21 protein-coding genes and 1 pseudogene are annotated in these 24,790 nt (G+C 66.8%); 3 read left to right on the forward strand and 19 right to left on the reverse strand.

Annotation, left to right across the window (positions count from 1 at the left end; translation table 11 throughout):
* Positions 1–2: 2 nt before the first annotated feature.
* From FBY20_RS27590 to flgB, 12 genes are all read right to left on the reverse strand, one after another.
* Entirely contained in the window at positions 3–1,862 is a 1,860-nt protein-coding gene (locus FBY20_RS27590; RefSeq protein ID WP_142055716.1) for a methyl-accepting chemotaxis protein, read from the reverse strand.
* A gap of 141 nt (positions 1,863–2,003) precedes the next feature.
* Entirely contained in the window at positions 2,004–3,263 is a 1,260-nt protein-coding gene (gene flgL / locus FBY20_RS27595) for a flagellar hook-associated protein FlgL (RefSeq protein ID WP_056316635.1), read from the reverse strand.
* A gap of 46 nt (positions 3,264–3,309) precedes the next feature.
* Positions 3,310–4,983, reverse strand: a complete 1,674-nt coding sequence (gene flgK / locus FBY20_RS27600) for a flagellar hook-associated protein FlgK (protein ID WP_056316633.1) — start codon at positions 4,981–4,983, stop codon at positions 3,310–3,312.
* 73 nt (positions 4,984–5,056) lie between these two features.
* The gene (gene flgJ / locus FBY20_RS27605) at positions 5,057–6,034 is read right to left on the reverse strand and encodes a flagellar assembly peptidoglycan hydrolase FlgJ (protein WP_142055718.1); all 978 of its coding nucleotides are present in this window, start codon (positions 6,032–6,034) and stop codon (positions 5,057–5,059) included.
* A 5-nt stretch (positions 6,035–6,039) separates the two neighbouring features.
* Positions 6,040–7,176 carry a flagellar basal body P-ring protein FlgI gene (locus FBY20_RS27610; RefSeq protein WP_056316626.1) on the reverse strand — a complete coding sequence of 379 codons (1,137 nt, stop codon included), beginning with the start codon at positions 7,174–7,176 and terminating at the stop codon, positions 6,040–6,042.
* 3 nt (positions 7,177–7,179) lie between these two features.
* A complete protein-coding gene (locus tag FBY20_RS27615; protein WP_056316623.1) occupies positions 7,180–7,869 on the reverse strand; it encodes a flagellar basal body L-ring protein FlgH in 690 nt (229 codons plus the stop codon).
* Positions 7,869–8,654, reverse strand: coding sequence for a flagellar basal-body rod protein FlgG (flgG, locus tag FBY20_RS27620; RefSeq protein WP_056316620.1), 786 nt, complete (start codon positions 8,652–8,654; stop codon positions 7,869–7,871). The genes FBY20_RS27615 and flgG overlap by 1 nt, the downstream gene beginning before the upstream one ends.
* A gap of 52 nt (positions 8,655–8,706) precedes the next feature.
* A complete protein-coding gene (locus tag FBY20_RS27625; RefSeq protein ID WP_056316617.1) occupies positions 8,707–9,471 on the reverse strand; it encodes a flagellar basal body rod protein FlgF in 765 nt (254 codons plus the stop codon).
* 47 nt (positions 9,472–9,518) lie between these two features.
* Positions 9,519–10,985, reverse strand: coding sequence for a flagellar hook-basal body complex protein (locus FBY20_RS27630; RefSeq protein WP_142055720.1), 1,467 nt, complete (start codon positions 10,983–10,985; stop codon positions 9,519–9,521).
* Between the two features lie 69 nt (positions 10,986–11,054).
* Positions 11,055–11,753 (reverse strand): flagellar hook capping FlgD N-terminal domain-containing protein, encoded by a 699-nt coding sequence (locus FBY20_RS27635; RefSeq protein WP_142055722.1) that lies wholly within the window; start codon positions 11,751–11,753, stop codon positions 11,055–11,057.
* A 20-nt stretch (positions 11,754–11,773) separates the two neighbouring features.
* The gene (flgC, locus tag FBY20_RS27640; protein WP_056316609.1) at positions 11,774–12,193 is read right to left on the reverse strand and encodes a flagellar basal body rod protein FlgC; all 420 of its coding nucleotides are present in this window, start codon (positions 12,191–12,193) and stop codon (positions 11,774–11,776) included.
* A gap of 22 nt (positions 12,194–12,215) precedes the next feature.
* On the reverse strand, positions 12,216–12,623 hold the full coding sequence (gene flgB / locus FBY20_RS27645; RefSeq protein ID WP_056316606.1) for a flagellar basal body rod protein FlgB: 408 nt from the start codon (positions 12,621–12,623) through the stop codon (positions 12,216–12,218).
* Positions 12,624–12,801: 178 nt separating this feature from the next.
* Between flgB and flgA the strand changes: the two genes are divergently transcribed.
* From flgA to FBY20_RS27660, 3 genes are all read left to right on the forward strand, one after another.
* Positions 12,802–13,515 carry a flagellar basal body P-ring formation chaperone FlgA gene (gene flgA / locus FBY20_RS27650; RefSeq protein WP_056318671.1) on the forward strand — a complete coding sequence of 238 codons (714 nt, stop codon included), beginning with the start codon at positions 12,802–12,804 and terminating at the stop codon, positions 13,513–13,515.
* A gap of 127 nt (positions 13,516–13,642) precedes the next feature.
* Entirely contained in the window at positions 13,643–13,936 is a 294-nt protein-coding gene (gene flgM / locus FBY20_RS27655; protein WP_056316603.1) for a flagellar biosynthesis anti-sigma factor FlgM, read from the forward strand.
* Positions 13,937–13,967: 31 nt separating this feature from the next.
* A complete protein-coding gene (locus FBY20_RS27660) occupies positions 13,968–14,441 on the forward strand; it encodes a flagella synthesis protein FlgN (RefSeq protein ID WP_142055725.1) in 474 nt (157 codons plus the stop codon).
* Between the two features lie 81 nt (positions 14,442–14,522).
* On the opposite strand, the gene flhF is transcribed toward FBY20_RS27660, so the two are convergent.
* The 7 genes and pseudogenes from flhF to FBY20_RS27695 all read right to left on the reverse strand — a co-directional run.
* Positions 14,523–17,597, reverse strand: a complete 3,075-nt coding sequence (gene flhF, locus FBY20_RS27665; protein WP_142055727.1) for a flagellar biosynthesis protein FlhF — start codon at positions 17,595–17,597, stop codon at positions 14,523–14,525.
* The gene (gene flhA, locus FBY20_RS27670; protein WP_056316595.1) at positions 17,594–19,714 is read right to left on the reverse strand and encodes a flagellar biosynthesis protein FlhA; all 2,121 of its coding nucleotides are present in this window, start codon (positions 19,712–19,714) and stop codon (positions 17,594–17,596) included. Before flhA ends, flhF begins: the two co-directional genes overlap by 4 nt.
* Before the next feature lie 3 nt (positions 19,715–19,717).
* A complete protein-coding gene (flhB, locus tag FBY20_RS27675) occupies positions 19,718–20,872 on the reverse strand; it encodes a flagellar biosynthesis protein FlhB (RefSeq protein WP_056316590.1) in 1,155 nt (384 codons plus the stop codon).
* A gap of 161 nt (positions 20,873–21,033) precedes the next feature.
* Entirely contained in the window at positions 21,034–22,584 is a 1,551-nt protein-coding gene (locus tag FBY20_RS27680) for a methyl-accepting chemotaxis protein (protein ID WP_255452515.1), read from the reverse strand.
* A 236-nt stretch (positions 22,585–22,820) separates the two neighbouring features.
* Complete coding sequence (gene cheZ / locus FBY20_RS27685; RefSeq protein ID WP_056316587.1) at positions 22,821–23,453, reverse strand: protein phosphatase CheZ; 633 nt, start codon at positions 23,451–23,453, stop codon at positions 22,821–22,823.
* Positions 23,454–23,461: 8 nt separating this feature from the next.
* A complete protein-coding gene (gene cheY, locus FBY20_RS27690; protein WP_056316584.1) occupies positions 23,462–23,851 on the reverse strand; it encodes a chemotaxis response regulator CheY in 390 nt (129 codons plus the stop codon).
* A 51-nt stretch (positions 23,852–23,902) separates the two neighbouring features.
* Positions 23,903–24,781: pseudogene (locus FBY20_RS27695) on the reverse strand (chemotaxis response regulator protein-glutamate methylesterase); the annotation flags it as partial.
* Positions 24,782–24,790 lie beyond the last annotated feature (9 nt).

Consider the following 24,790-nt stretch of genomic DNA (forward strand, 5'->3'; position numbering starts at 1 on the left):
CGTCAGAAAGATTCCCAATCGTCGTCCGAGGGCGGCGGACGGCGCGTGGCGGGCTTGGGCGCGGCTGCCGGCGCGTCCGCCGCATCCGCTGCGCGCGCTGCCGGCCGGCGCATCGGGCGCGCGGCGGTCGCGCCCGCCGGCTTGGGCCGGGCCACTTGCGTCAAACGCGGCGCGGGCGCGGCCTTAGGCGCGGGCGCTGCCTCGGCCTGCGCGGCCGGCTTGGCGGGTTCTTCCTGCGCGGGCTTGGGCGCGGCCATCAGCGGCGCGCTGCGTTGCTGCGCCAACTGGCGGGCGGGCACTTCGATCACTTCACCGGCGTTGATCTTGAACACGGACACCGCTTCGGCCAGGCGCTGGGCCTGCTCCTGCAGCGAGCCGGCGGCGGCCGCGGCCTCTTCCACCAGCGCCGCGTTCTGCTGCGTCACTTCATCCATCTGCGAAACCGCGCGGTTCACCTGGTCGATGCCGCTGGACTGTTCTTCGGACGCCGCCGAGATCTCGCCCATGATGTCCGTCACGCGCTTCACCGACGCCACGATTTCCTGCATCGTGGAACCGGCGCGTTCGACCTGCTGAGAACCGGCGCCCACCTTGGTCACGGAGTCTTCGATCAGGCCCTTGATTTCCTTGGCGGCCTGCGCGCTGCGCTGCGCCAGCGAGCGCACTTCGCCCGCCACCACCGCAAAGCCCTTGCCCTGCTCACCCGCGCGGGCCGCTTCCACCGCCGCGTTCAGCGCCAGGATGTTGGTCTGGAACGCAATGCCGTCGATGACCGACACGATCTCCGAGATCTTGCGCGAGCTGGCGGAGATCTCCTGCATTGTGTTGACCACTTCCGACACCGCCGAACCACCGCGCTCGGCCACGTCCGACGCGCTGGCGGCCAGCTGGTTGGCCTGGCGGGCATTGTCCGCGTTCTGCTTGACGGTCGAGGCCAGCTCTTCCATCGAGGCGGCGGTCTCTTCCAGCGAAGCGGCCTGCTGCTCCGTGCGGCTGGACAGGTCGGTGTTGCCCGCGGAGATTTCCCGCGCACCCAGGTTGATCTCTTCGACACCGCGGCGCACCGAGGCCACGGTGCGCGTCAGGCTTTCCTGCATGCGCTTGATGGCGCCAAACAGGTGACCGATTTCGTTGGTGCTGCGCACTTCGATGCGGCCCGTGAAATCGCCGGCCGAAATCTTCTCGAAGTGGTCGCCGGCTTCATGCAGCGGACGCAGGACGGTGCGGTTGATGAAAATCCAGCAGCCCAGCGCCAGAACCAGGGCGATGGCCAGCATCACGATGGTCACGGTGCGGGAAATGTTGTGATCCGTTTCCGCCTGCGCGATGAGCTCGTCGGTGCGCGTGTCGGTGAACTGCAGCACGTTGTTCACGGCCTCGCGGAACGCGGTGTTGGCAGCCCCGCCTGCGTCGTTCAGGTCCAGGTAGTCTTGGATGGCCAGATTCTTCAGCGCGGCGGCCTGCCGGCGGTAAACGTCATCGAACTGCTTGTAGGCGGCGTCCAGCTTGGCCACGATCTCTTCGGAACCCGCCATGCGCGGCGCCTTGCGGAAGGCGTCGAACAACTTCAGGCCATCGGCCATGAGCGCGTCGGCGCGCTGGGCCTGCGAGGTCGACTGTTCGGTCTTGCCCTGCTGCATGTCCATCAGCGAATTGGCAAGCAGCAGGCGTCCGCGCAGGAACGTGCTGTAGGCGCGCTGCAGTTGCGTCGCCTGGTTGGCATAGGCTTCGTTGACCTGTGCCAGCTTGTCGCTGCCGGAGTTCAACCCCATCCACGCCACCCCGTTCGAAATGAACATGGCGCCCGTGAAGAGCAACAGCACCAGAATGATACAAGTGCGAACTTTCAAATTTCCAAGCATGAAATATCCGAGCGTTAAGCAACGAAGAACGACACAACCCACCCTATACGCACTACGGACGCCCCGGCCCTTGGCCGGCAGCGTCCGAAAAGTGCGCCTGTCGCGGTGCGGACACGCCGCGCCGCGCTGAAACCTACCGCATCACTTGCGGCTGAACAGGCTGGAACCCTGAATGGTCATGAAAGCGGCCGAAGCCGCCTGCAAGGCCACCTGGCGCAGCGCGAGCTGGCTGGCGCCCGCGTAGTAATCCAGGTCTTCCAGATCCGACAGCGACTTCGAGTACGACAGGCCCTTCTGCGTGCCGGTGGCGTCCAGCGCCTCCAGCTCGTTCAGGCGGGCGCCCACCGACGCGCCCACGGTCAGGACGTTGTCGTAGTTGGTCGCGAGTTTCTTGTTCGCCGTCGCCAATTCGTTGTTCAGACGCGCCAGCGCCTTTTCATCGCCCGCGATGGGCGAATCCAGGACCTTGATGAGGTTGTCCAAGGTGTTGAACAGATCCACATCGGCCGATTGGATGCTCTCGACATCGATCACGTCGCCATTTTGCGGCGTGCCTTTGACCACCACGGCGACGCCGCCGAAGTCGATGCTGGCGCCTTCCTTGTATTCCGTGGGACCGGCCGGCGGCGCGGGCGTGATCACTGGCGGCACAGGCGGGGTGGCGGACGGGTCGGTCGTGATGACGCGATAGCCCATGTTGCCCGTGGCGGGGTCCGATTCGAACTGCAGGCTGAAATTCTTGCCGATGTTGGGGTTGCCCGGCGTGACCGAGACCGTGCTGAACTGCGCGGTGCCGCCGTTGGCCGCAGACGCCGTGCTCACGTACGCCGTCGAACCCGGATTGGCGCGATTGAAGATGTCGCTGCCCAGGTCGCTGGTGGACAACTGGCGCGACTGGTCGACCTGCACGGTGCGCTCGCCGGTGGCGCCGCTGTAGACGATCTTGCCCGTCGCGTCCTGGGCGTAAGGCACCACGCTGCCTTCATAACCCGAGAACATATATTGGCCATTGCCGTCGGTGCTGTTTGCAAGGCCCAGCAGCGCGTCGCGCGCGCTCTTGAGCGCCGTGGACAGCGCCTGGCGGTCGCTGTCGGCAAACGTGCCGTTACCGGCCTGCACGACGCGCGTGCGCACGTCCTGCAGGGCGGTGGTGATCGAGTCCAGGACGTTGGCTTCCTGGCCAAGATTGGTCTTGGCCGTGTTGCGGTTCAGGCCGTACGTCGTGTTCATGCTCTGCGTCTGCGCGACGCCGATCGACAGGGAAGCCGCCAGCGGATCGTCCGCGGGGGTGAGGAACTTGCGGCCGCTGCCAACCTGTTCCACCAGGCGATTCATGTCGGATTCCTGGGCGAGAACGCCGCTCAGGCCGTTCGTGTACATCATCGTGGTGCTCAGACGCATGGTGCAGCTCCGAAGTGCTTTCTAGTATTCACAGTCAACGTTCTGATCAGCCGCGCAGGCCCAACAGCGTGTCAAAAATGGTGCTCGCCACATCGATGATGCGGGCGCTGGCCTGGTATTGCTCCTGGTACAGCGACAGGCTTACGTATTCTTCGTTCAGGTTCACGCCCGACACCGCCTGCTGCGCGGCCGTCGTCTGCTTGATCAGGTTGACCTGCGCCGTGGCGGCCGTCTTGATCTGCTGCGTCTGCACGCCGACCGTGTTCACGACCTGCGCAAACATGTCGTTGATGCTCATCGTGCCGTGGCTCAGCACCTTGCTGGTTTGCAGCTGCGCCAGCTTCAAGGCGTTCTTGCCGTTGGCATCGCCGCCGTCCAGGTCCGCCGCGGCAACCTTGTCGGGATCGGTGATCAGCACGTTGATGTCGCGGGCCGCGTTACGCGTGGGCGACAGCGACCACTTGTCGCCGGCCTGGGGCGGCGCATTGATGGTCAGCGTCACGCCCATCTCGCTTTCGAGATTCAGCGTGGCGGTGGGCGGCGTACCGGTGGCCGGGCCGTTGTAGACCTGCGAGCCTTCCGGCATGCGCACGACCTGGTAATTGGTGCCGTCGAACGAGATCTCGTAGTCCTTGGCATTGACGTTTGCCAGGTCGGTGAATTCGCCCGAGATCTGCGCGTTGCTCTTGTTTGCCGTATTGGGCACGCTCTGCGGCGAACCGATACTGAAGAAGTCCGTGCCCGGATTGCCCCCCTGGTCCAGGCCCTGCTTGTGCTGTTCGTTGAACGACAGCGCCAGGCCGACGGCCATCTGGCCAAGCTGGTTCTGCATGACGTCCAGCGACGAGGCGCGGAACTGCAACAGGCCGCCCAGCTTGCCGCCGGAGATTTCGGTGTCGTTCATCTCGACCGCGATGGTCTTGCCGGTGCCCGCGGGCAGCGTGTAGGCAATGACCGTGCGGCCCGCGTCCGAGGCGGACGGCACTGCCTGCAGCGGGTAGAGGGTGTTGCCCGACAGCAGCGACTGCCCGCCCTTCGTGAGCGAGATGCTGATCTTGTCGCCCTGCTCGTAGGTCGTGATGCCGATGAGCTGGTTCAGTTCCATGACGGCCTGGTCGCGCTGGTCGAGCAGGTCGTTGGGGGGGCTGCCGCCGGCCTTGCCGGCCGCCAGCGAGATCTGCTGGTTCAGGTCGTCGATGCGGGTCAGGTAGCTGTTGACCTGGTCGACCGTGGTGCTGATCTGCGAGTTCAGGCCTTCACGCTGCTTCTGCATTTCCGAGTAGGCCGAGCGGATCTGCGTCGTCAGGCTGTTGGCCTGGCCGAGCAGGTCGGCGCGCGCGGCGGGATCCGCCGGCTTGCTGGCCACCGTGTTCATGCTGGTGAAGAAATTGGTCAGACCCGGGGCGATGCCCACGGTGCGGTCGGAGAACAGGTTGTTGATCTGCGAGACCTGGTCGAGCTGCGCCTGGAGCTGGGCGCCGCTGCCGTTCGCGCCGACGAGCTGCTTGTACAGGAAGCTGTCGTAGCTGCGCACGACGGTGTCGACCTGGACGCCGCGGCCGATGTAGCCGTTGGCGGTCGCCTGGGCGCCCGCGGTCGAGGTCATGACGCGCTGGCGGTTGTAGCCGACCGTGGTGGCATTGTTGATGTTGTGGCCGGTGGTTGCCAGGCCCGCTTGCGCCGCGTTCAACCCGCCCAGTGCCGTTTTGTACAAATTCATGCTGACAATGCCCCGTATGTAACCGCAGCTGTTATCTCTGGATACCCCGTTTACGGCAGGAGCTCGCCCAAATTTAGAGTCCTTCCAGCATCCGGCGCGAATTTTCCACGTTGGATGCCGCGCCCCGCAGCTGGCCCATGATGCCGATGAGCTTCTGGGCGTAACGCGGGTCCGTCGCGTAACCGGCGTCCTGGATCCGGCGCGCCGCCTCGATCTCGTTGCGGGCCGTCGTCACGCTTTCGTAGCGCGGGCTGTTGCCGATCAGGCGGGCGTAGTCGGCGAAGGATTCCTCGTACGACGCGTAGGCCCGGAACGGCTGCGTCACCTTGCGGGCGACGCCGTCTTCGTATTCGGTGGTCAGCACATTGACGACCTTGCCCTTCCAACTGGGACCGGCCTTGATGCCGAACAGGTTGAAGCTGGTGCTGCCGTCGGCGTGCTTGATCTCTCGCTTGCCCCAGCCGGATTCCAGGGCCGCCTGGCCCATGATGAGGCGGGCCGGCACGCCGCTTTGCTGCGACGCCAGGTTGGCCGCGCGCGACATCTTGGACACAAAATCGACCACGTGCCCGGGCGCGCCTTCCGCCGCGGCCAGCGCGCGGTCGGCGGGCCGGTTGTTGCGCATCACGTTCAGCAACGCGGACACTTCACGCGATCCGCCCGTCTGGAAGTCCAGGTCACCGCCCTGCCCGATGCGCTTGATCGCTTCGTCGGACATCTCGCCGGGCGTGCCCTGCTGCATCTGCGCCAGGATGGCCTGCGACAGGCCGATGCCGGGCGAGGCCAGGTGCAGCGCCAGCTGCTCATCCGCCATGGATTGCAGCATCTGCGTCTGCTGGGAATCGAACAGCCCCTCTTTCGGCGTGGCCTCGCGCATGCGCTTGACCATCATCTGCAGGAACAGCGCCTCGAACTGCTTGGCGACCTGTTTTTGCTGCTCGGTGCCGGCAGGGTCTTTCTTGACGTCGCGCTTCAGGTCCGACAGGCGGCCCATGTCGAAGACCGAGTCCTGCCGGGTGCTGGCGCCTGCCGCGTCGTTGGTGTAAGCCATGTCCGTCAGATGATTTCAAGTTCGGCGCGCAGCGCGCCCGCGCTCTTCATCGCCTGCAGGATGGCCAGCAGGTCCTGCGGCGTGGCGCCCAGGGCGTTCAGGCCCTTGACCACGTCGGCCAGGTTGGCGCTGGTGCTGACGCGCTGCAGCGAACCGTTGTCCTGGCGCACTTCGATCTGGGTATTGGGCACCACCACCGTCTGGCCTTGCGTGAACGGCGTGTCCGGCTGGACCACTTCGTTCTGGCGGTTGATGATGACCGACAGGTTGCCGTGCGCGACGGCGGCCTCTTCGATCATGACCGTGCGGTTCATGACGACCGATCCCGTGCGGGCGTTGATGATGACCTTGGCGACCGTGGGCGCGCGGGTGACCTGCAGGTCTTCCATCTGCGACAGGAAGCGGGCTTGCGAGCCCTGCTCCATGGGCGTACGCACCTGGATCACGCGGCCGTCCAGCGCGGTGGCCGTGCCCTGCCCGAACCTGCGGTTCAGGGCGGTGGCCACGTTCTGCGCCGTGCCGAAGTCGGTGTTGTTCAGTTCGACATGCACGTAGCCGTCGCGCGTGAACGTGGTCGGCACGCCGCGCTCGACGATGGCGCCCGCGCTAATGCGGCCGCCGTTCAGCTGGTTGATCTGCACGCTGGAGCCGCCCGCGGAGGCGCCCGCGCCGCCGACCAGGATGTTGCCCTGGGCAATGGCGTAGACCTGGCTGTCCGCGCCCTTGAGCGGCGTCATCAGCAGCGTGCCGCCGCGCAGGCTCTTGGCGTTGCCCATCGAGGACACCACCACGTCCAGCGTCTGGCCGGGCCGCGCAAACGCCGGCAAGGTGGTCGTGACCATGACGGCCGCCACGTTCTTTAACTGCATGTTGCTGCCGGCGGGCACCGTGATGCCCAGCTGCGACAGCATGTTCGTCAGGCTCTGCTGCGTGAACGGCGTCTGGCGCACCTGGTCGCCGCTGCCGTCCAGGCCCACGACCAGGCCGTAGCCGATCAGCTGGTTGCCGCGCACGCCCTGGATGCTTGCCAGATCCTTGAGCCGTTCGGCGTGCGCCGCGCCGGCGCCCGCGGCCAGGCCGACGGCCACGCACACCCGCGCCAACAGGGACAGCAAGGTGGATATCGGAGTCGGTTGTTTCATGATTTAGAACGGCGAGGCGATCAGGAAGAAGCGTTGCAGCCAGCCCATGGTCTGGACTTCGTCCATGACGCCCTTGCTGCGGTATTCGATGCGCGCATCGGCCACTTGCGTGGACGACACGGTGTTCGTGCCCGTGATGGAGCGCGGATCGACCACGCCGGCAAAGCGCACGTATTCGCTGCCGCGGTTGATGGCGATCTGCTTTTCGCCGGCAACCTGCAGGTTGCCGTTGGACATCACGCCCACCACCGTGGTGGTGATGGTGCCGGTGAAGGCGTTGTTGGCGCTACTGTCGCCCTTGCCCTGCGACACGTTGCCGCCGTTGGCTTCCGTGTTCAGGTTGGCGTTCGCCCAGCTGTCCATGAAGGACGGCGCGGCGGCGATGCCCAGGGTGGCCGAGCCGGTGCGGTTGGTGTTCGTCGCCACGTTCTTGGACGCATTGGTGCGCTCGTTCAAGACGATGGTGACGATGTCGCCCACATTGCGCGGCCGGCGGTCTTCGAACAACGGGTAATTGCCGTATGTCGTGGGCTGGTAGATCGAGCCCGTGGGCTGCGCCATCGGCATCGGCGGCGGCGGCGGCGCCGCCGTCGTCGGCCCGGTCACGATGGGCTCGGGCGGGATGATGGCGCAGCCAGCCGCCAGCAGAGCCAGCGCAGACGCAAATACCAGGCGCAGGACAGACATGGGCATCACAGTTGGGTCAGGCGGGCCAGCATTTCGTCCGACGTCTTGACGGCCTTGCTGTTCATTTCGTAGGCGCGTTGCGTCGTGATCATGTTGACCAGTTCCTCGGCGACGTTGACGTTGGAGGTCTCGACATACTTTTGCATGATCGAGCCCGCGCCGTCCACACCGGGCTGAAGCAGGTTCGCCGGGCCCGACGAGTCGGTTTCCAGGTACAGGTTTTCGCCGATGCTTTGCAGGCCGGTCGGGTTGATGAAGGTGGCGATCTGCAACTGGCCGATCTGCACGTTCACGCCGGCCGCGCCGGGTTGCGTCACCGACACCATGCCGTCGTTGCCGATGGTGATGGACAGCGCGTTGTCCGGCACGTTGATCGGCGGCTGGATGACGTAGCCGCTGACGGTCACGAGCTGGCCGTTCTGGTCGCGCTGCAGGGCGCCGTCACGGGTGTAGGCCTGCGTGCCATCGGGCAGTTCCACCGGCAGGAAGCCGCGGCCGTTGATGGCCACGTCCATTTCGCTGCCCGTGTTGTTCAGGTTGCCGGTCGAGTGGATGCGCTCGGTCGCGGCCACGCGTGCACCGGTGCCCAGCTGCAGGCCGGACGGCAGTTGCGTGGCGTCGCCCACCTGGGCGCCGGGCTGGCGCAGCGTCTGGTACATCAGGTCCTGGAACACGGCACGGCCGCGCTTGAACCCATTGGTGGAGACGTTGGCCAAGTTGTTGGAAATCACGTCCATGGAGGTCTGCTGACCTTCCAGGCCCGTCTTGGCGATCCACAGCGAACGCATCATGATGAGAAACTCCGGTGCCGCGGCTTGGCCGCGAACAAAATGTTTATTTAAATCAGGCGCTTACGGACAAAATGCCGTTGGCGCGTTCCGCATTGCGGTCCGACTGCTGAATCACCTGCATCTGCTGCTCGAAGCGGCGGGCGTTTTCGATCATGCCCACCATCGACGCCATCGGATTGGTGTTGCTGCCTTCCAGCACGCCCGACAACAGGCGCAGGCCGGGATCGGCAGGCAGCGGCGGCGCGGGCTGGCCATTGACCGGCGCCATGCGGAAGACACCGTCGTCGCCGTGCACCAGCTGCTTGTTGTCCGGATTGACGAGCTTGAGCCGGCCCAGGTTCAGGATGTTGTTCGGCGCGTCGCCGGCGCCCAGCGCCGTGATCGTGCCGTCGGACGTGATGGTCAGCGCGGCCTGGTCGGGCACGTCGATGGGACCGCCCTGGTCCGACAGGACCGGCTGGCCCAGCGACGTCTGCAACAGGCCGTTGATGCCCACCTGCAGGCTGCCGGCGCGCGTATAGGCTTCGCCCTGCGGGGTCTGCACCGCGATCCAGCCGGCTTCGCTGGACAGCGCCACGTCCAGGTCGCGGCCCGTGGTCTGCATGGTGCCCATCTGAAAGCTGTTGCCGGGCGTGGACGCCACCGTCGAAACACGCGTAGGCAGGCTCACCCCGTCCGTCACCGGAACCGAACGGTACAGCGCGATCTGCTCGCGAAAGCCCGTCGTGTTCACGTTGGCCATGTTGTTGGAGAGCGCGGCCTGGTGCTCCGTGATCCGCGCTGCGCCATTCATGGCGGTGTAGATGATTCGATCCATTGCCTATTCCGTGGGTATCGTCGGTGTCGTCACTTGCCCAGCGGGCATTACTTCAGGTTCATCAGGACTTGCATGATTTCGTCCTGGGTCTTGATGGTCTGCGAATTGGCCTGGTAGGTGCGCTGGGCAATGATCATGTTGACCAGCTCGCGGCTCATGTCCACGTTGGACGCTTCCGTTGCCTGGCCCACCACCGTCGACATGCTGTTGGTGCCGGGCTGGCCCAGGATCGGCTGGCCGGAGGCCGCCGTTTCCTTCCAGGCGTTGTTGCCCACGGGCTGCAGGCCCTGCAGGTTCGAGAAGTCGGCCAGGACGAGCGTGCCGACAACCTGGGTTTCGCCGTTGGTGTAGCTGGCGACCAGGCTGCCGTCGTTGCTGATGTTGATGCCGCTGAATTCGCCGGACGTGTAGCCGTCGGGCTTGGCGACCAGCTTGTAGTTGCTGCCGTATTGCGTCGTGCCGGTGTAGTTGACTGCGATGTTCAGCGGATCGGCCGGGGTGGCGGTGCCGCCAGGCTGGGCGAACGTCAGGTTCACGATCGGCGCGCTGGTCAGCGTGCCGGCGTTGTTGAACGTGAATTGCTGGGGGTTGCCCCACACGCCGCCGGCTTCCGTCGTGGGCGCCATGGCCTGGCCGTCCATCGTGTAGTACACGTCGTACACGCTGGTGCCGGCCGTGGCTTCACGCTTGACGAAGTACTGCATGACCTGGTGCGAGTTGCCCAGGGAGTCGAACACCGTCATGGGCGAGGCGTTCGTGTAGGTGCTGGAGATCTTCGGATCGAACGGCTTGCCGATTTCCGTGACGGCGGCGGTGTAGTCCACGAAGCCGGGGATGTCTTCCAGCGCGCCAGCGGCAACCTGACCCGTGCCGTCGATCGTGACGGTGTTGGGCGCCGTGCCGTACGTGGCGGCCGGCGGGTTGCCCGGGGTCCACGTCAGCGCGCCGCCGGCGGCCTTGGTGAACGTGTAGGCGGTGCCGCCCAGCGTGACCGAGCCAGGCACGGCCGGCGAGGTCACGGTGTCGACCTGGTAGATGACCTTGGCGTTGGCGTCCAGGTTGGCCACGGTGGTGGCGGTGCTGGTGGCCTGCGGCGCCACGTTGGCGGTCGGCAGTTGCAGTTCGACCGGGTTCGCGCCGATCGCGCCCGCGGGGTAGCCGGTCAGGCGGTAGCCTTGGGCGTTCACGATGAAGTTGTTCTTGTCGACGAGGAACTCGCCGTTGCGCGTGTACATGACCGAGCCGCTCTGGTCGGTCACGCGGAACATGCCCTTGGCGCCATCGATGGCGATGTCGTATTCGCCGCCGCCGCCCGTCACCGCGCCAACGGTGAAGCGCTGGTTGATGGCCGCGACCTTGACGCCCAGGCCCACGCGCGAGCTGGCGTAGACGTCAGCGAACGATGCGGTCGCCGACTTGAAGCCGACGGTGCCCGAGTTGGCGATGTTGTTGCCGATGACGTCCAGGTTCTGCGCAGCGGCGTTCAAGCCGCTCAATCCTTGTCCGAAGCCCATGTTTACTCTCGCTAATCTTTAGTGGAAAAGCCGTCGCCCGTGCGCCGGCACCGATTCATATCCGCCCGTTCAGGCGCCGATCACCTTGCGCACGTCCAGCATGCTGGTCTGGCCGTCCAGGCCAAGATCCAGTCGCAGGCCGTTGGTCGAGTACGCCACGCTCTTGACGTTGCCGTAGCTCAGCACTTCCGTATTCACCTTCGCGCCGTCCCCGTCGGTGGCCAGCACGGACACGTTGTAGGCGCCCGCTTCCAGCGCCACCCCGGCGTCGTTCTTGCCGTCCCATTCCAGCGTGTACACGCCGGTCTTCTGTTCGCCCAGCTCGATGGTGCGAACCACCGCGCCGTTCGAATCGGAAATGCGAACCTGCACCTTGGCGGCGTCGCCCTGCAGGTCCAGGCCGTAGGGCGTGACCACGCGGTCCGCCGGGTTGGCGCTGTCCACGCCGACCTTGACCTTCGTGCCCGGGATCAGGACGCCCTTGCCGATCATCGACACGGCGTTCATCGACTGGGACACGTCGATCTGGCCGCTGATGGCCAGCATGGTGTTCTTCAGGTTGGTGATGCCTTCCACCGTGGAGATCTGCGCCAGTTGCGACGTCAGCTCCGCGTTCTGCATCGGGTTCAGCGGATCCTGGTTCTTGAGCTGCGTGACCAGCAGCTTCAGGAACTGGTCCTGCAGGCCCTGCGCGGTGCTTGCGCTGTTGGCGCCGGTTTGCGCCAGGCCCATGGCCGTGGTGCTCGTGGATTGATCGACGGTGGTCATGGATACACTCTGGCTGGAAATTAGGACTGGCCGATGGTGAGCGTCTTCTGCATCAACGCCTTGGCGGTGTTGAGCACTTCGACGTTGGCCTGGTAGGACCGCGATGCCGCGATCATGTTGACCGTTTCGGCCACCGGATCGACGTTGGGCATGCTGACGTAGCCCTGGGCGTCGGCCAGGGGATGCTTCGGGTCGTAGACCTGCTTGAGGGGCGACTGGTCCTGGACCACGCCGGCCACGCGCACGCCGCCGATCTCCTGGCCCAGCGCCTGACCCGCGGCGGGGTTGACCTGGAACACGACCTGGCGCGCACGGTACGGCTGGCCGTCCGGGCCCACCACGCTGTCGGCGTTGGCCATGTTGCTGGCCGCCACGTTCATGCGCTGCGACTGCGCGCTCAGCGCCGAGCCGGCGATATCGAAAATGCTCAACAAGGACATTGCCTGTTGCTCCCTTTAAAGATCAATCCTGAATGGCGGTCTGCAGCCCGCGGATGCGGTTGGAGATGAGCTGCATCGTGCTCTGGTAATGCAGCGTGTTGTCGGCGAACTGCACGCGCTCGATGTCCATGTCCACCGTGTTGCCGTCCATGCTGGGCTGGTACGGCAGGCGGTACAGCAGATCCGTCGGGCCCTGCGACACGGCCTTGGCCGGAATGTGGCGGGCGGAGGTCAGCTTGAGCGACGTGTCGGGCAGGCGCATCGTGCCTTCGATGGCGGCTTGCATCGCCGCCTTGAAGTCGATGTCGCGCGCCTTGTAGTTGGGCGTGTCGGCGTTGGCGATGTTCGAGGAAAGCACTTCCTGGCGCTGCGCGCGCAGTGCCAGAGCCTGCTGGTAGAACCGGAAATCTTCGTTGAGCCTGTCGAGCATCGTGGTGCCTTGAATACGTTGCAAATCAGATAAAGCGAGGGACACCGGACACACCGTTATCCCATTGGATGACGGCATGATAGGGGCCGGACTGGTAACACAATCAGCCAAATAACCCGTCATTTCTCATCCAATTCACGTATTGCCGAAAGCCGCCCACTTCTACAATTCATCCATCATGAAAATCTCCGCACGACTCCTTCACGCGCGCGCAGGCCTGGCTGTCCTGCTTCTGGCCTCGGCGGGCGCCGCCCAGGCCCAGGCGGCGGCCACCCAGGCGCCGGAAGCGATCGTCATGGCGGCCCAGACCTATCTGCAGGAGCAGCTGGCCTCCCTGCCCGGCCAGGCGTCCATTGCCATTGATCCGCCGCGCACCGACCGGCTGGCGCCCTGCGACACCTTGTCCCCGTTTCTGCCTTCCGGCATGAAGCTGCGCTCGCGCATGACCGTCGGCGTGCGCTGCAATGCGGCCAAAGGCTGGACCGCCTACGTGCAGGCGACCGTCAGCGTGGCCGGCCACTATTACGTGGCCTCGCGCCTGATTGCCGCCGGCCAGGCCCTGACCCCGGCAGACCTGGACGCCCGCGACGGCGATCTGGTCGCCCTGCCCCCCGGCGCCATCACCGACCCGCAGGCGGTGGCCGGCATGACCGCCGCGTTCCGCATCAACGCCGGCCAGCCCATCCGCAGCTCCTCGCTGCGCAACGCCCAGTCGGTGCAGCGCGGCACCAACGTGCGCATCAACGCGCGAGGCAAGGGTTTCACGGTCAGCAGCGAGGGCGAAGCCCTGGAAAACGCCCCGCCCGGCGCGGTGGTCCAGGTCAAGACGGCGGGCGGTCAAGTGGTCAGCGGTATCGTCCGAAACGCCACCCTGGTGGAAATACAGCTCTAGATAATGTTACAAATCGCGTTGCGGCGGGTGTGTATATACCCTAAAGTTCCTTCGCCCCTTGTCGTTACAGAGACATAAGTAGGCGGATCCGTCGCAAACCGACCCAGGACGCCCTGCGGAGAAAACCTTGAAAATCAATTCGACCACCAACCGGCCCCTGGCGGCCGACGCCGTCGGTGCACGCGCCGAGTCCGCGGTCAGCCAGGCCTATGGCGCCGGCAGCGCCACCGGCTCGAGCAGCTCGCAAGTCGCGCTGAGTTCGGCGTCGCGCAAGATGCTGGCCCTGCAAGACGGCTCGAACGACATCAACGTCGAGCGCGTTGCCGCCATCCGCGCCGCGATCGCATCCGGGCAGCTCAAGATCGACACCGGCCGCATCGCCGACAGCCTGATCGCCAGCGCCCGCGACCTTCTGAAATAGCCTGCCCTTTCTTTATATAGAGCCGTCTGTCATGAGCCTCGTCGATTCCCTGCAATCCTGCATGAAGCAGGAAGACACCCTGATCTCCGAGTTCTCCTCGATCCTCGAGGAAGAAACCGAGGTCCTGGTCAGCCAGGGCAGCGTCGAGGCGCTGAACCAGATCACCGAACGCAAGCGCGGCATCGCGCAGCAATTGGTCGACCTGAGCCAGACCCGCGACAACCTGCTTACCGAAATCGGCCTGCCCACGGGCCACGTCGGCACCGAACAAGCCGCGGCGCAGTATCCGCAGCTCTCCGGCGTCTGGCAGGCGCTCCTGTCCAAGTCGGCCTCCGCCAGCGAAATCAACATGCGCAATGGCGCCCTGATCGACGTGCACCTGCGCTATACCCAGCAGTCGCTGGACGCCCTGCGCAACGTCGGCGTCGGCAGCGCCTCGACCTACAACGCGCAAGGCCGCGGCGCCCGCAGCGCACCGGGCCGCCGGCCGATCGTGGCGGGCTGAACGCTCCAGCCTCCCAATAGAAAACGGCGTGCCTGGCACGCCGTTTTTTTGTTTGCGGCCGCCCGGTCGCCGGGCGCGGCTTCACGCCCCGCCCGTCATCTCCAGCAGCGCAAACATCTTCAGCAGCGCCACCGGCAGCATCTTGCCGGACAGCTTGCGTTCGGTGCCCACGATGCCCGACAGCGGGCCGCGCACGACGTCGGCCGCTGGCGAATGGGCCAGTTGCCAGCAAGCGGCGCCCAGCTGACCGGCCATCAGCGACTGGCGCGCCAGCGTGTGGGCGCCGTCGACCGCGGGCAGCGCCTGCCAGGCATTGGCCATGTAGCGGAACGCGGCCTTGGCCTCGTCCTGCAGGACCAGCCAGCGCGCGATCGTCGCGGCGTCGGCCTGCGAGGCCGGCAGGTTGGTGGCGCCGAACAACTGGCCCGCGACCTCGCCGGTCACGGTGTCGATCAGCCGCGCGCAGATGAGGCGCACGCTGGCGCCCTGCCCCTTGCCCGGCAGCACGACTTCGGTGCCCGACGCCCACAGCGCCAGCGGCACGGTCTTGCCGGCCGCCGTCACCCGCAGACCCGGCATGTCGCCAGGCTGGCCCACGGGCAGATAGCCCACGCTCTTGCCGACGGCATTCAGGTTGGTCGGGCACTCGTCCTGGATCACCCGCAGGCCGCCCGGGCAACGAGCCACCCACGATACGCCCTGCTCGGAGAAGGGTTGCCACAGCGCAACCGTGCCTGCCTCCAACATGTGGACCAGCGGCACGGACTGCAGGCGCTCGCCCAGCCATGCCACGCGCGATTGCAGCGCCAGCGCCGGATCCGGCTGCGCCGGCGCGGCAGGCGCAAACGAACTCAGCATGCCGTGCGGCAGCACCAGTTGCTGCGCGGGCGCGGCAAGCGCAGCGCCGCGATCGCTCATCAGCAGTGCGCCGAGCAGCGCGCCGCCGGGCAAGGCGTCGCCCTTCATGGCGGTCTTGCCGTGCATCACAAGCAGGTTGCGGGTGCAGGCGGCGGAGAATTCCCGGCGCGCCATCGACAACGGCTCGTCGCCCAGCGCGGCCAGGCTGGAACCGGCGCCGTCGCTGACGTATTCACGCCAGGCGGTGCGCGCCTGCAGGCACGCCGGGTCGTTGTCCAGCCACGAAATCATGTCGTCCAGGCTCTGCGCCGCGGCGATCGACCCCGCGCCCGCCTGTTGCGGCAGGATCGCCGAGGCCAGCAGCTGACGGCGGCGCGCCGGATCCACGGCGTCCGGCTCGCGCGACGACGACACCAGCGACGCCAGATCGGCCTCGCTCGGGGTGTACAGCGCACGGGCGCGCTCCACCATCGAGAACGCGCGGTCGATCAGCACGTCTGCGCGCGCCAGCTCCATGTGCTCGGGCACTTTCTGGCCGACGGACATGTAATGGATCGGCAAGCGGTGGCGGATGGCGGTGTCCAGCGCCGCGCCCAAGCGCGTGGCTTCGTCCAGCTTGGTGATGATGCAGCCGGCGACATCCTCGCCGACGCCATTGCGGTAGGCGTGCGCGACTTCGTCCAGCGTGTCGCCCTGGCTGGCGGCATTGAGCACCAGCAGCCGGCGCACCGGCTTGCCCGCGTTGCACAGCATCGACGCCTGCTCGGCCACCAGGCGGTCGCGCTGGCTGATGCCCGTCGTGTCGATCAGGACGATCTTGCGGTTGCCCAGCTCGGCCAGGATGCGGCGCAGCTCGCCGGCATCGCGCACCGAATGCGCGGGCACGCCCATCAGGCGGCCGTAGATCTGCAATTGTTCCAGCGCGCCGATCCGGAACAGGTCGGTCGTCAGCATGGCGACCTGCTCGCGTCCCTCGCGGGCCACGCAGCGCGCGGCCAGCTTGGCCAACGTGGTGGTCTTGCCCACGCCGGTGGGGCCGACCAGCGCGTACACGCCACCAGCCAGGAATTCGTCTTCGGAACGCACCACCGGCAGGTGCGTCACCAGTTCATTGCGCGCCCAGCTCTGCGCCGCCTCGGCGGAGAGGCCTTGCGGCAGGCGTTCGACCAGCGTGCGGACCAGTTTGGTGCTGAACCCCGCATCCAGCAGGCTGCGGAATAGCGCGGCGGCGGCCGGCTCCCGCCCCGGACCCTGACGTCCGCCCCACAGCAGGCCGTCCATGCGGGTTTCGAGCGCTCCGCGCAACGCGCTGATGGCATCTTGCAGACCGGCGGCGGTATCGGCAGCCAGCGGCGCGGGCGGCAAACCCTGCGGCGGGCGGACCGGCGCGTCCGGCATGCGGCCCATGGAAGGTGCGGCGGACAAGGTGGCCGGTGGCGCGGAGGACAGGGGCGACGCGGCCGGCGGCATGGCGGGCGGCTGCGCAGGTGTGACGGGCGCCGCGGCGTAACCGCGCGGCGCGTGGTAGGCGGTCGCGGGCGCGGCGGCCATTGCGGCAGCCGCCGGCGCGACGGACGCGGCCATGCGCTCGGGCATGGCGTGTTCCGGCGTCATGCGAGCGGCCGGCGCGGGCACGGGGGCTGCGGCGGCCGAAGGACGGATCGGCGCAAGCGGCGGCAACTCGACGCGGATGGGCGCGGCCGGCTGAGGCGCTGCCGGCTGAGCCGCGGCGTGCTGAGGTGCTACCGGCTGCGGCGCGACCTGCTGAGCCGCGGCGAGCTGAGACCCGACCGGCTGAGACCCGGCCGGCACGGCGGCGGCGGGCGCAGCCGTTGCCGAACCCGGTATCGAAGAAGCCGGCGCGAAGTCCATCGGCGATGCCAACGATTCCGACGCAGGCTGCGCGGAAGCCGCATAAGCGGATTGGTAGGCGGCAATGGACCGCGCCGGCGCCGCATAGCTGGCCGGCGACATGGCAGGCGACATGGCGGGCGGCATCCCCGGCGGCATCGCCGGCATCTTGGCCGGCGCCCCTTGCGGCCGCTCCATCCCGGCAGGCGCGCCGATCGACGGTGCCGCGGCTGGGCGCTGCGGCGCGGACTGCGCATGAGCCGGCGCCTCGCGCGGCGGCGTCTGCGCTGTCGGCGCGTCGTCGAACGCGCCATCGACGGTGGCCAGCACCTCGATGCCGCCCTCGACGCTGCGGTTCGACACGATCAACGCGTCCGGCCCGAGGGCCTCGCGCACCTGGCGCATCACGTCACGGGTGTTTGCCCCGTAAAAGCGGCTGATCTTCATTGCCCATTGCTCCCGCCGATCAGCGCCGTCACGCGGACGATGCGCTCATCGGGAATTTCCGTATTCGACAAGACGCCCAACTGCGGCAGATGATGGCGCAGGAAGCGCGACAGCGGCGCGCGCAACACCGGCGACACCAGCAGCACCGGCGCATTGCCCTGCGATTCCTGCCGTTCGACCGCCGCCTGCGCCTCGCGCAGCAGCGTGTCGGCCAGACCCGGCTCCAGGCCGCCGCTGGTCGTCATGGCCTGCGACAGCACGCGTTCCAGCTTCACATCCAGCCCGATCACGCGCAGCTCGCCCTCGCCCGGGAACCACTGCTGCGTGATGGCGCGGCCCAGCGCGCGGCGCGTCAGCGCGATCAGCTCGTTGATGTCGGGCTGGCCACCCGAACCGGCAGCCAGCGCCGCCAGACGCGGACCGTGCTCGGACAGCGTGTCGATGATGGTGCGCATGTCGCGGATCGGCACTTCTTCGGACAGCAGGCCCTGCAGCACCTTCTGCAACGCGGTCAGCGACAGCGTCTTGGGCACCAGGTCCTCGACCAGCTTGGGCGCGTCGCGGCCGATGCGATCCAGCAGCTGCTGCACTTCCTGGCGGCCCAGCAGGTTCGAACCGTGGCGGTGCATCAGGTGATTCAGGTGGGTGGCCACGACCGTGCCCGCATCCACCACCGTATAGCCGGCCACCTGGGCCTGGTCGCGCAGCGAACTGTCGATCCACAGCGCCGGCAGGCCGAACGCCGGATCGGTCGTCGGGGTGCCCTTGATCTGCATGGTCACGCCGCCCGGGTCGATGGCCAGCCACTGGCCGGGCATCGCCACGCCGTTGCCCACTTCCACACCCGACAGCAGGATGCGGTAATCGTTGGGCTTGAGTTCCAGGTTGTCGCGGATGTGCACGACCGGCGGCAGAAAGCCCACGTCCTGCGCAAACTTCTTGCGCAGGCTGCGGATGCGGTGCAGCAGCTCGCCGTTCTGGGCGTGGTCCACCAGCGGGATCAGGCGGTAGCCGACCTCCAGCCCCAGTTGGTCCACCATCGACACGTCTTCCCAGCTTGCCTCGGCGGCCGCGGCCTGCGCCTGGGTGATCGCCTGCGGCGGTATCTCTTCGGCCGCCACCGCGGCGGCCTGCTTGCGTTTGAGCAATGCCCAGCCGCCCCAGCCCAGCGCGCCGGCCAGCGTCAGGAAGGCGATGTGGGGCATGTTGGGGATGAGGCCCATGATGCCGATGATGCCGGCGGTCAGGAACAGCACGCTCGGGTTCGAGAACAGCTGGCTGATGATCTGCTGGCCGATGTCCTGGTCCGTCGACACGCGCGACACGACCACGCCGGCGGCGGTGGAGATCACCAGCGCCGGGATCTGGGCCACGAGGCCGTCACCGATGGTCAGCAGCGTGTAGACGCGGCCGGCTTCGCCCATGGACATGTCGTGTTGCGCCACGCCCACGACCAGGCCGCCGATGACGTTGATCGCCATGATGAGCAGGCCGGCGATGGCGTCGCCGCGCACGAACTTGCTGGCGCCGTCCATCGAGCCGAAGAAGTCCGACTCCTGCGACACTTCCGCGCGGCGCTTGCGCGCCTCGTCCTCGCCGATCAGGCCGGCGTTCAGGTCCGCGTCGATCGCCATCTGCTTGCCGGGCATGGCGTCCAGGGTGAAGCGCGCGCCGACTTCGGCGATACGGCCCGCACCCTTGGTGATGACGATGAAGTTGATGATGGTCAGGATGACGAAGACGATGATCCCGACCGCGAAGTTGCCGCCCACCAGGAAGTGGCCGAAGGCCTCGATCACCTTGCCCGCGGCGTCCGGACCCGTGTGACCATGCAGCAGCACGACGCGCGTGGACGCGACGTTCAGCGACAGGCGCAGCAGCGTCGCAAACAGCAGCACGGCCGGGAACGCGGCAAAATCCAGCGGCTTGCGCGTGAACATGGCCACCAGCAGGATCATCACGGACAACGCGATGTTGAAGGTGAACAGCAGGTCCAGGAGGAACGTGGGCAGGGGCAGCACCATCATGCCCAGCACCATCACGATCAGGATGGGACCCGCCAGCAGCCGCGCGTGCGTGCCGCCGTTACTCTTCAACATGGTGAGCAGTGCGCTCATTCCTTAAACTCCTTGTGCTGCGGTTTTTGCCTGCGGGTCCAGTTCGGCTGGCACGTTCAGTTTCGTGGGGGCCATCGGTTCATGCCCCCAGCCCGAGCGCCAGGATCGTAGCTGGAATACCCATGCCAGCACTTCCGCCACCGCGGTATACAGCTCGGCCGGGATTTCTTGTCCCAGCTCGACGTGTTGATGCAATGCGCGCGCCAGCGGCGGCGCTTCCAATGTGGGAATCTTGTTCTCGGCGGCCAGTTCGCGGATCTTCGCGGCGATCAGGCCCGTGCCCTTGGCCAGCACGCGCGGCGCGCCGCCCTTCGATTCGTCGTACTTCAGCGCCACTGCGTAGTGCGTCGGGTTCGTCACGACGACGTCGGCCTTGGGCACCTCGGACATCATGCGGCGGCGGGCGGCCTGGCGCTGCTGCTGCCGGATACGCGCCTTCACGTGCGGATCGCCTTCGCTTTCCTTGTGTTCCTGGCGCACGTCCTCCTTGGACATCCGCAGCTTCTTCAAATGGCTCCAGATCTGCCAGGGCACGTCCAGCAAAACGATGATGAGGAGCGAGGCCACGATGAAGGCGCAGCACATCGCCACCAGGCTGAGCGCCTTGGTCAGCGCGGCCGACGGCGCCACGTGCATCAGCCCCAACATGTCGTCGTGATAGCGCCAGATGACCCAGACGGCCACGCCGCCGACCAGCATGGCCTTGGCCAGCGCCTTGATCAGCTCCACCACCGTCTGCGACGAGAACATGCGCTTCAAACCCGCCAGCGGGCTGAGCTTGGAAAAATTGGGCTGCAAGGGCTTGGTCGAAATGACCAGGCCGCCCAGCACGACGCTAGACAGCACCGCCACCACCGCCAGCAGCCCAAAGATCGGCAACAGCACCATCAGCGCGTGACCGAAGCCGCTCACCGCCTGCTCGACCATCACCCCCGGATCCAGCGCGACGCGCTGATCGAACGCCAGCCCGCTGCGCAGCACGCCGGTCAGGCCCTGGTACAGCGATCCTCCGCCCGCCCAGATCGCCGCAACGCCCACCGCCAGCATCATGAACGTGCCCAGTTCCCGGGAACGCGCAATCTGCCCCTCCTCGCGCGCCTTTTCCAGGCGCCTGGGAGAGGCGGCTTCGGTTTTCTCGAGGTCGCTTTCTTCGGACATGCTCTACGGGATTGTTGCGGCTCGCTGACGTGGGAATGCAAGCCGCCCGCCGAGATTCTAGGAGGCGCCGGGGGTTGGCGATATGCCAAGAAAAGGGGGGAAAGCGGCGCTATTCCCAGATGCGCCGCCGGCTGCCGGCCAGCCCCCCGGGAGCAGCCGCCTCAGCCCGCCGCCTGGGCCACCCGGCCGCTGGCGGCGTGGCCGTCCAGGATGGCCTGATAGCGCGCGTAATCCAGCCCGATGCGCACGGCGCCCCAGTGTTCCGGCCCCAGATAAATGGGCAGGGAAATGTCGTTGACGATCTCGCCGGTGTCGCGGGAATACGTCTGGAACAGCTGCGCGCCGGTGTTGGCGGCCAGCCGGGCGCCCACGGGATCGTCGAAGATGCGCTTGTTGCGCACCCGCGCGATGTCGACCTTCGGATCGCCGGTCGGGGCCAGCGAGAACCGGCTGTTGTGGGCGGGCGCGTAGCCCCGGTTATCCACCAGAATCGTATAGATGGCGCCCGGCACGGCCTCCAGCACGCTGTCGAGCAGCCGCGTGAGCGACTCGTCGATCGCGCGGTCGTAAGCCGTGTGATAACGCGGCGGCTCGCTGCCGGCAATGCGCTGGTAGTGGCGGTCGAACACGTCCACGCCGCGCCGCCGGGCATCCTGCAGCAGACCGGCTGCCGCACCGGCAAACGCCTCCAGCGATTCCGACAGGCTGTCGAACGCGGTGCCACCGGTGCGCATGTCGGCCAGCACTTCCTGCACGCTTTCCGTCTGCCGCCGGATGCGGTCGATCTCGACCGACATGCTGCCCACCCGTTCCAGCACGTCCGCGCTCAAGGCCGCAATGCGCCCGACCTCCTCGCTCATGCCGTGGTTGGTGGCATCGACCTCGCCGATGGCCTGGACCACGTCGCTCACCTGCCGGTTCATGCTGTCGAAGTCGCGCACGAAGCGCTCGAAGCCGCGGGAGGTCCGGTCCAGCACCGCGCCCGAGGCGTCCACGTCCTCGCGCAGCGTGCCCGTCTGGCGTTGCGTGGCTCCGACAAGGTCGAGCATCTGCGTCGTGTGGCGGCCGATGTCGCTGGTGGCGGTGTTGACGCGCTCGGCCAGCCGGCCGACCTCGCTGGCGACCACCGCGAAGCCGCGGCCCGCGTCCCCGGCCCGGGCGGCCTCAACGCCGGCGTTCAAGGCAAGCAGCTGCGTCTGCAGCGCAATGCCCTTGATTGTCTTGCTGATGTCGCCCACCGACTGCGCGCGCGCCGCCAGTTGCCCCACCACTTCGGTGAAGGCGGCCATCTCATGCGTCATGCGGTCCACGCGCGTCTTGACCTCGGTCAGCTCGGCCAGCGCCTGCCGCGCCGCCTGCAGGTTCTGGCCCGACACCGCGGCAATGTCGCGGGCGTGGGTGGAGGTCGACGCAGACAGATCGGCGATCTGCGCCCCGCTGGCGGCCAGGGCCTCGGCCGCCCTCGCCTGCTCGCGCGCCAGCAGTGAACAGCGTCCCGCCTGGAATTGCGTGCGCGCCGCGTTCAGCGCGATCTCGATGCTGGATTGGCGCACGGTCATGATCCGAAGCCGGATCTGCGACAGGAACCGGTAGAGCGGCCAGGCGGCCGGACTGAAGGACAAGGGGCGCTCGGACAGCACCGCGTCGCCGCGGTTGAGCCGACGCAACAATCCCCACATGCCGCCCAAGCGGAATACGGATCTGGCCATCATGAACCTCCTCTCCCTGACCCGGACCGCCTGCTTTGGGCATCCGTGGTCTGGCGCGCTGGACGCGCCTTGTCTCGCGCTGCAAGGCCCCGATTATTGTTGGCAGGAGTCTATCGGCCAGCAGGCGTTTGCGCCCTTAGGGAATACGTCATGAGAAGGAGGACACGCGCACGAAGCCGGCGCATGCGGGCGGAAAGACGCCGTCTTTCCGCCGCCGGCGGACATCGCGGGCCGCGGGCTCAGAAGCCCAGGCTGGCCAGCAGGTCGTCGACCTGATCCTGGCTGGTGACCACGTCGGTCTTGCCCTGCGGGTTGATCTGCGGGCCGTTGAGCAGGCTGTTGGCTTCGTCGCGGCGCTCTTGCGGCACGTTGTCCAGCAGCACCTGCAGCAGTTCGCGTTCGATGGCGCCCACCACGTCCATCATCCGCATGATGACCTGGCCCGTAAGGTCCTGGAAATCCTGCGCCATGATGATTTCCATGAGCTTGGACTGCGTCTGCTGCGTCTGCTTGGGCACGTCGGCCAGGAAGGCACGCGTGTCCTTCACCAGTTCGCGCGCTTGCGGCATTTCCAGCGGCTGGTCGTACCATTCTTGCCAGCGGCTATCCAATGCCTGCGCCGAACGGGCCATGTTGTCCTGGATCGGACCGGCCTGTTCCGTGGCGTTGAGCACGCGGTTGGCGGCCTGCTCGGTCATCTGCGCCACGTACCGCAAGCGGTCGCGGGCGTCGGGAATCGCGTTGGCGGCGTCCTTGATCGCCTGGTCCAGGCCCAGCTCGCGCATGCTGTCGCGCAACATGCGCGTCAGCGAGGCGATCCGGTGGATCAGGTCGGGCGACTCTGTCGGGTCAACTGTTTCCGTTGAGCTCATCGCACACCTCAGCCGCCAATCTTTTCGAAGATCTTGTTCAGCTTTTCCTCCAGCGTCGCCGCGGTGAAAGGCTTGACCACGTAACCGTTGGCGCCCGCCTGTGCGGCGGCAACGATGTTTTCCTTCTTGGCTTCCGCCGTCACCATCAGCACCGGCAGCGATGCCAGCGACGCGTCGGCGCGGATCTGCTTGAGCATCTCCAGGCCGTCCAGGTTCGGCATGTTCCAGTCGGACACCACGAACTGGAAGCCGCCGTTGCGCAGCTTCTCCAGGCCAATGGCGCCGTCCTCTGCCTCATCCACGTTTTCGAAACCCAGCTCCTTGAGCAGGTTGCGGATGATCCGCCGCATGGTGGGGAAGTCATCCACCACCAGAATCTTCAGGCCCTTGTCTACCATCTTTCACTCCAGAAAAAATTTGCTTGAGATCGATCGTGGCGTCAGTCCGCGTTAAACGCGGTGCCCACGGTCGCCCAGGCGAGTCAGAATGCGTTCGCTCATCGCCGACAACGGCACCACTTCACTTGCAGCCCCGATAGCGATGGCCTCGCGGGGCATGCCGAATACCACGCAGCTTGCTTCGTCCTGCGCGATCGTGTGCGCGCCCGCCCGGTGCATGGCCAGCATGCCGGTGGCGCCATCCTTGCCCATGCCCGTCAGGATCACGCCGATGGCGTTCTTGCCCGCCGCGACGGCCGCGGAGTTGAACAGCACGTCCACGGACGGACGGTGGCGATTGACCGGTTCGCTGGCTTCCAGCTCGATGACATAGTTGGCGCCGCTGCGGCCCAGGCGCATGTGCATCTCGCCGCCCGGGGCCAGGTACACATGACCGGGCAGCACGCGCTCGCCATGCACGGCCTCGCGCACGGTCACGGCGCATAGCGCGTCCAGGCGCTGCGCGAACGACCGAGTGAAGCCGGCCGGCATGTGCTGCGTGATCAGGATCGCGGGGCTGTCCGGCGGCAACGGCTGCAGGACTTCGCGGATGGCCTCGGTGCCGCCAGTGGATGCGCCGACGATCACGAGCTTTTCCGAGCTGGACAGCGGACGGCGCAGCATGGGCGCCGGCGCGGCCTGCGCCGTATGGGGCGTCGGGGCGCGCAGCTTGGCGCGCGACGCGGCGCGGATCTTGTCGGCGATGAGTTCCGTGTATTCAAGCAGCCCGTCGCGGATGCCCAGCTTGGGCTTGGTCACGAAGTCAATCGCGCCCAATTCCAGCGCGCGCAGCGTGATTTCGCCGCCACGCTCAGTCAGCGACGACACCATCACCACCGGCATGGGGCGAAGGCGCATCAGCTTTTCCAGGAAATCCAGCCCGTCCATGCGGGCATTTCA

Source organism: Achromobacter sp. SLBN-14 (assembly GCF_006715415.1).
Classification (GTDB): Bacteria; Pseudomonadota; Gammaproteobacteria; order Burkholderiales; family Burkholderiaceae_B; genus Achromobacter; species Achromobacter mucicolens.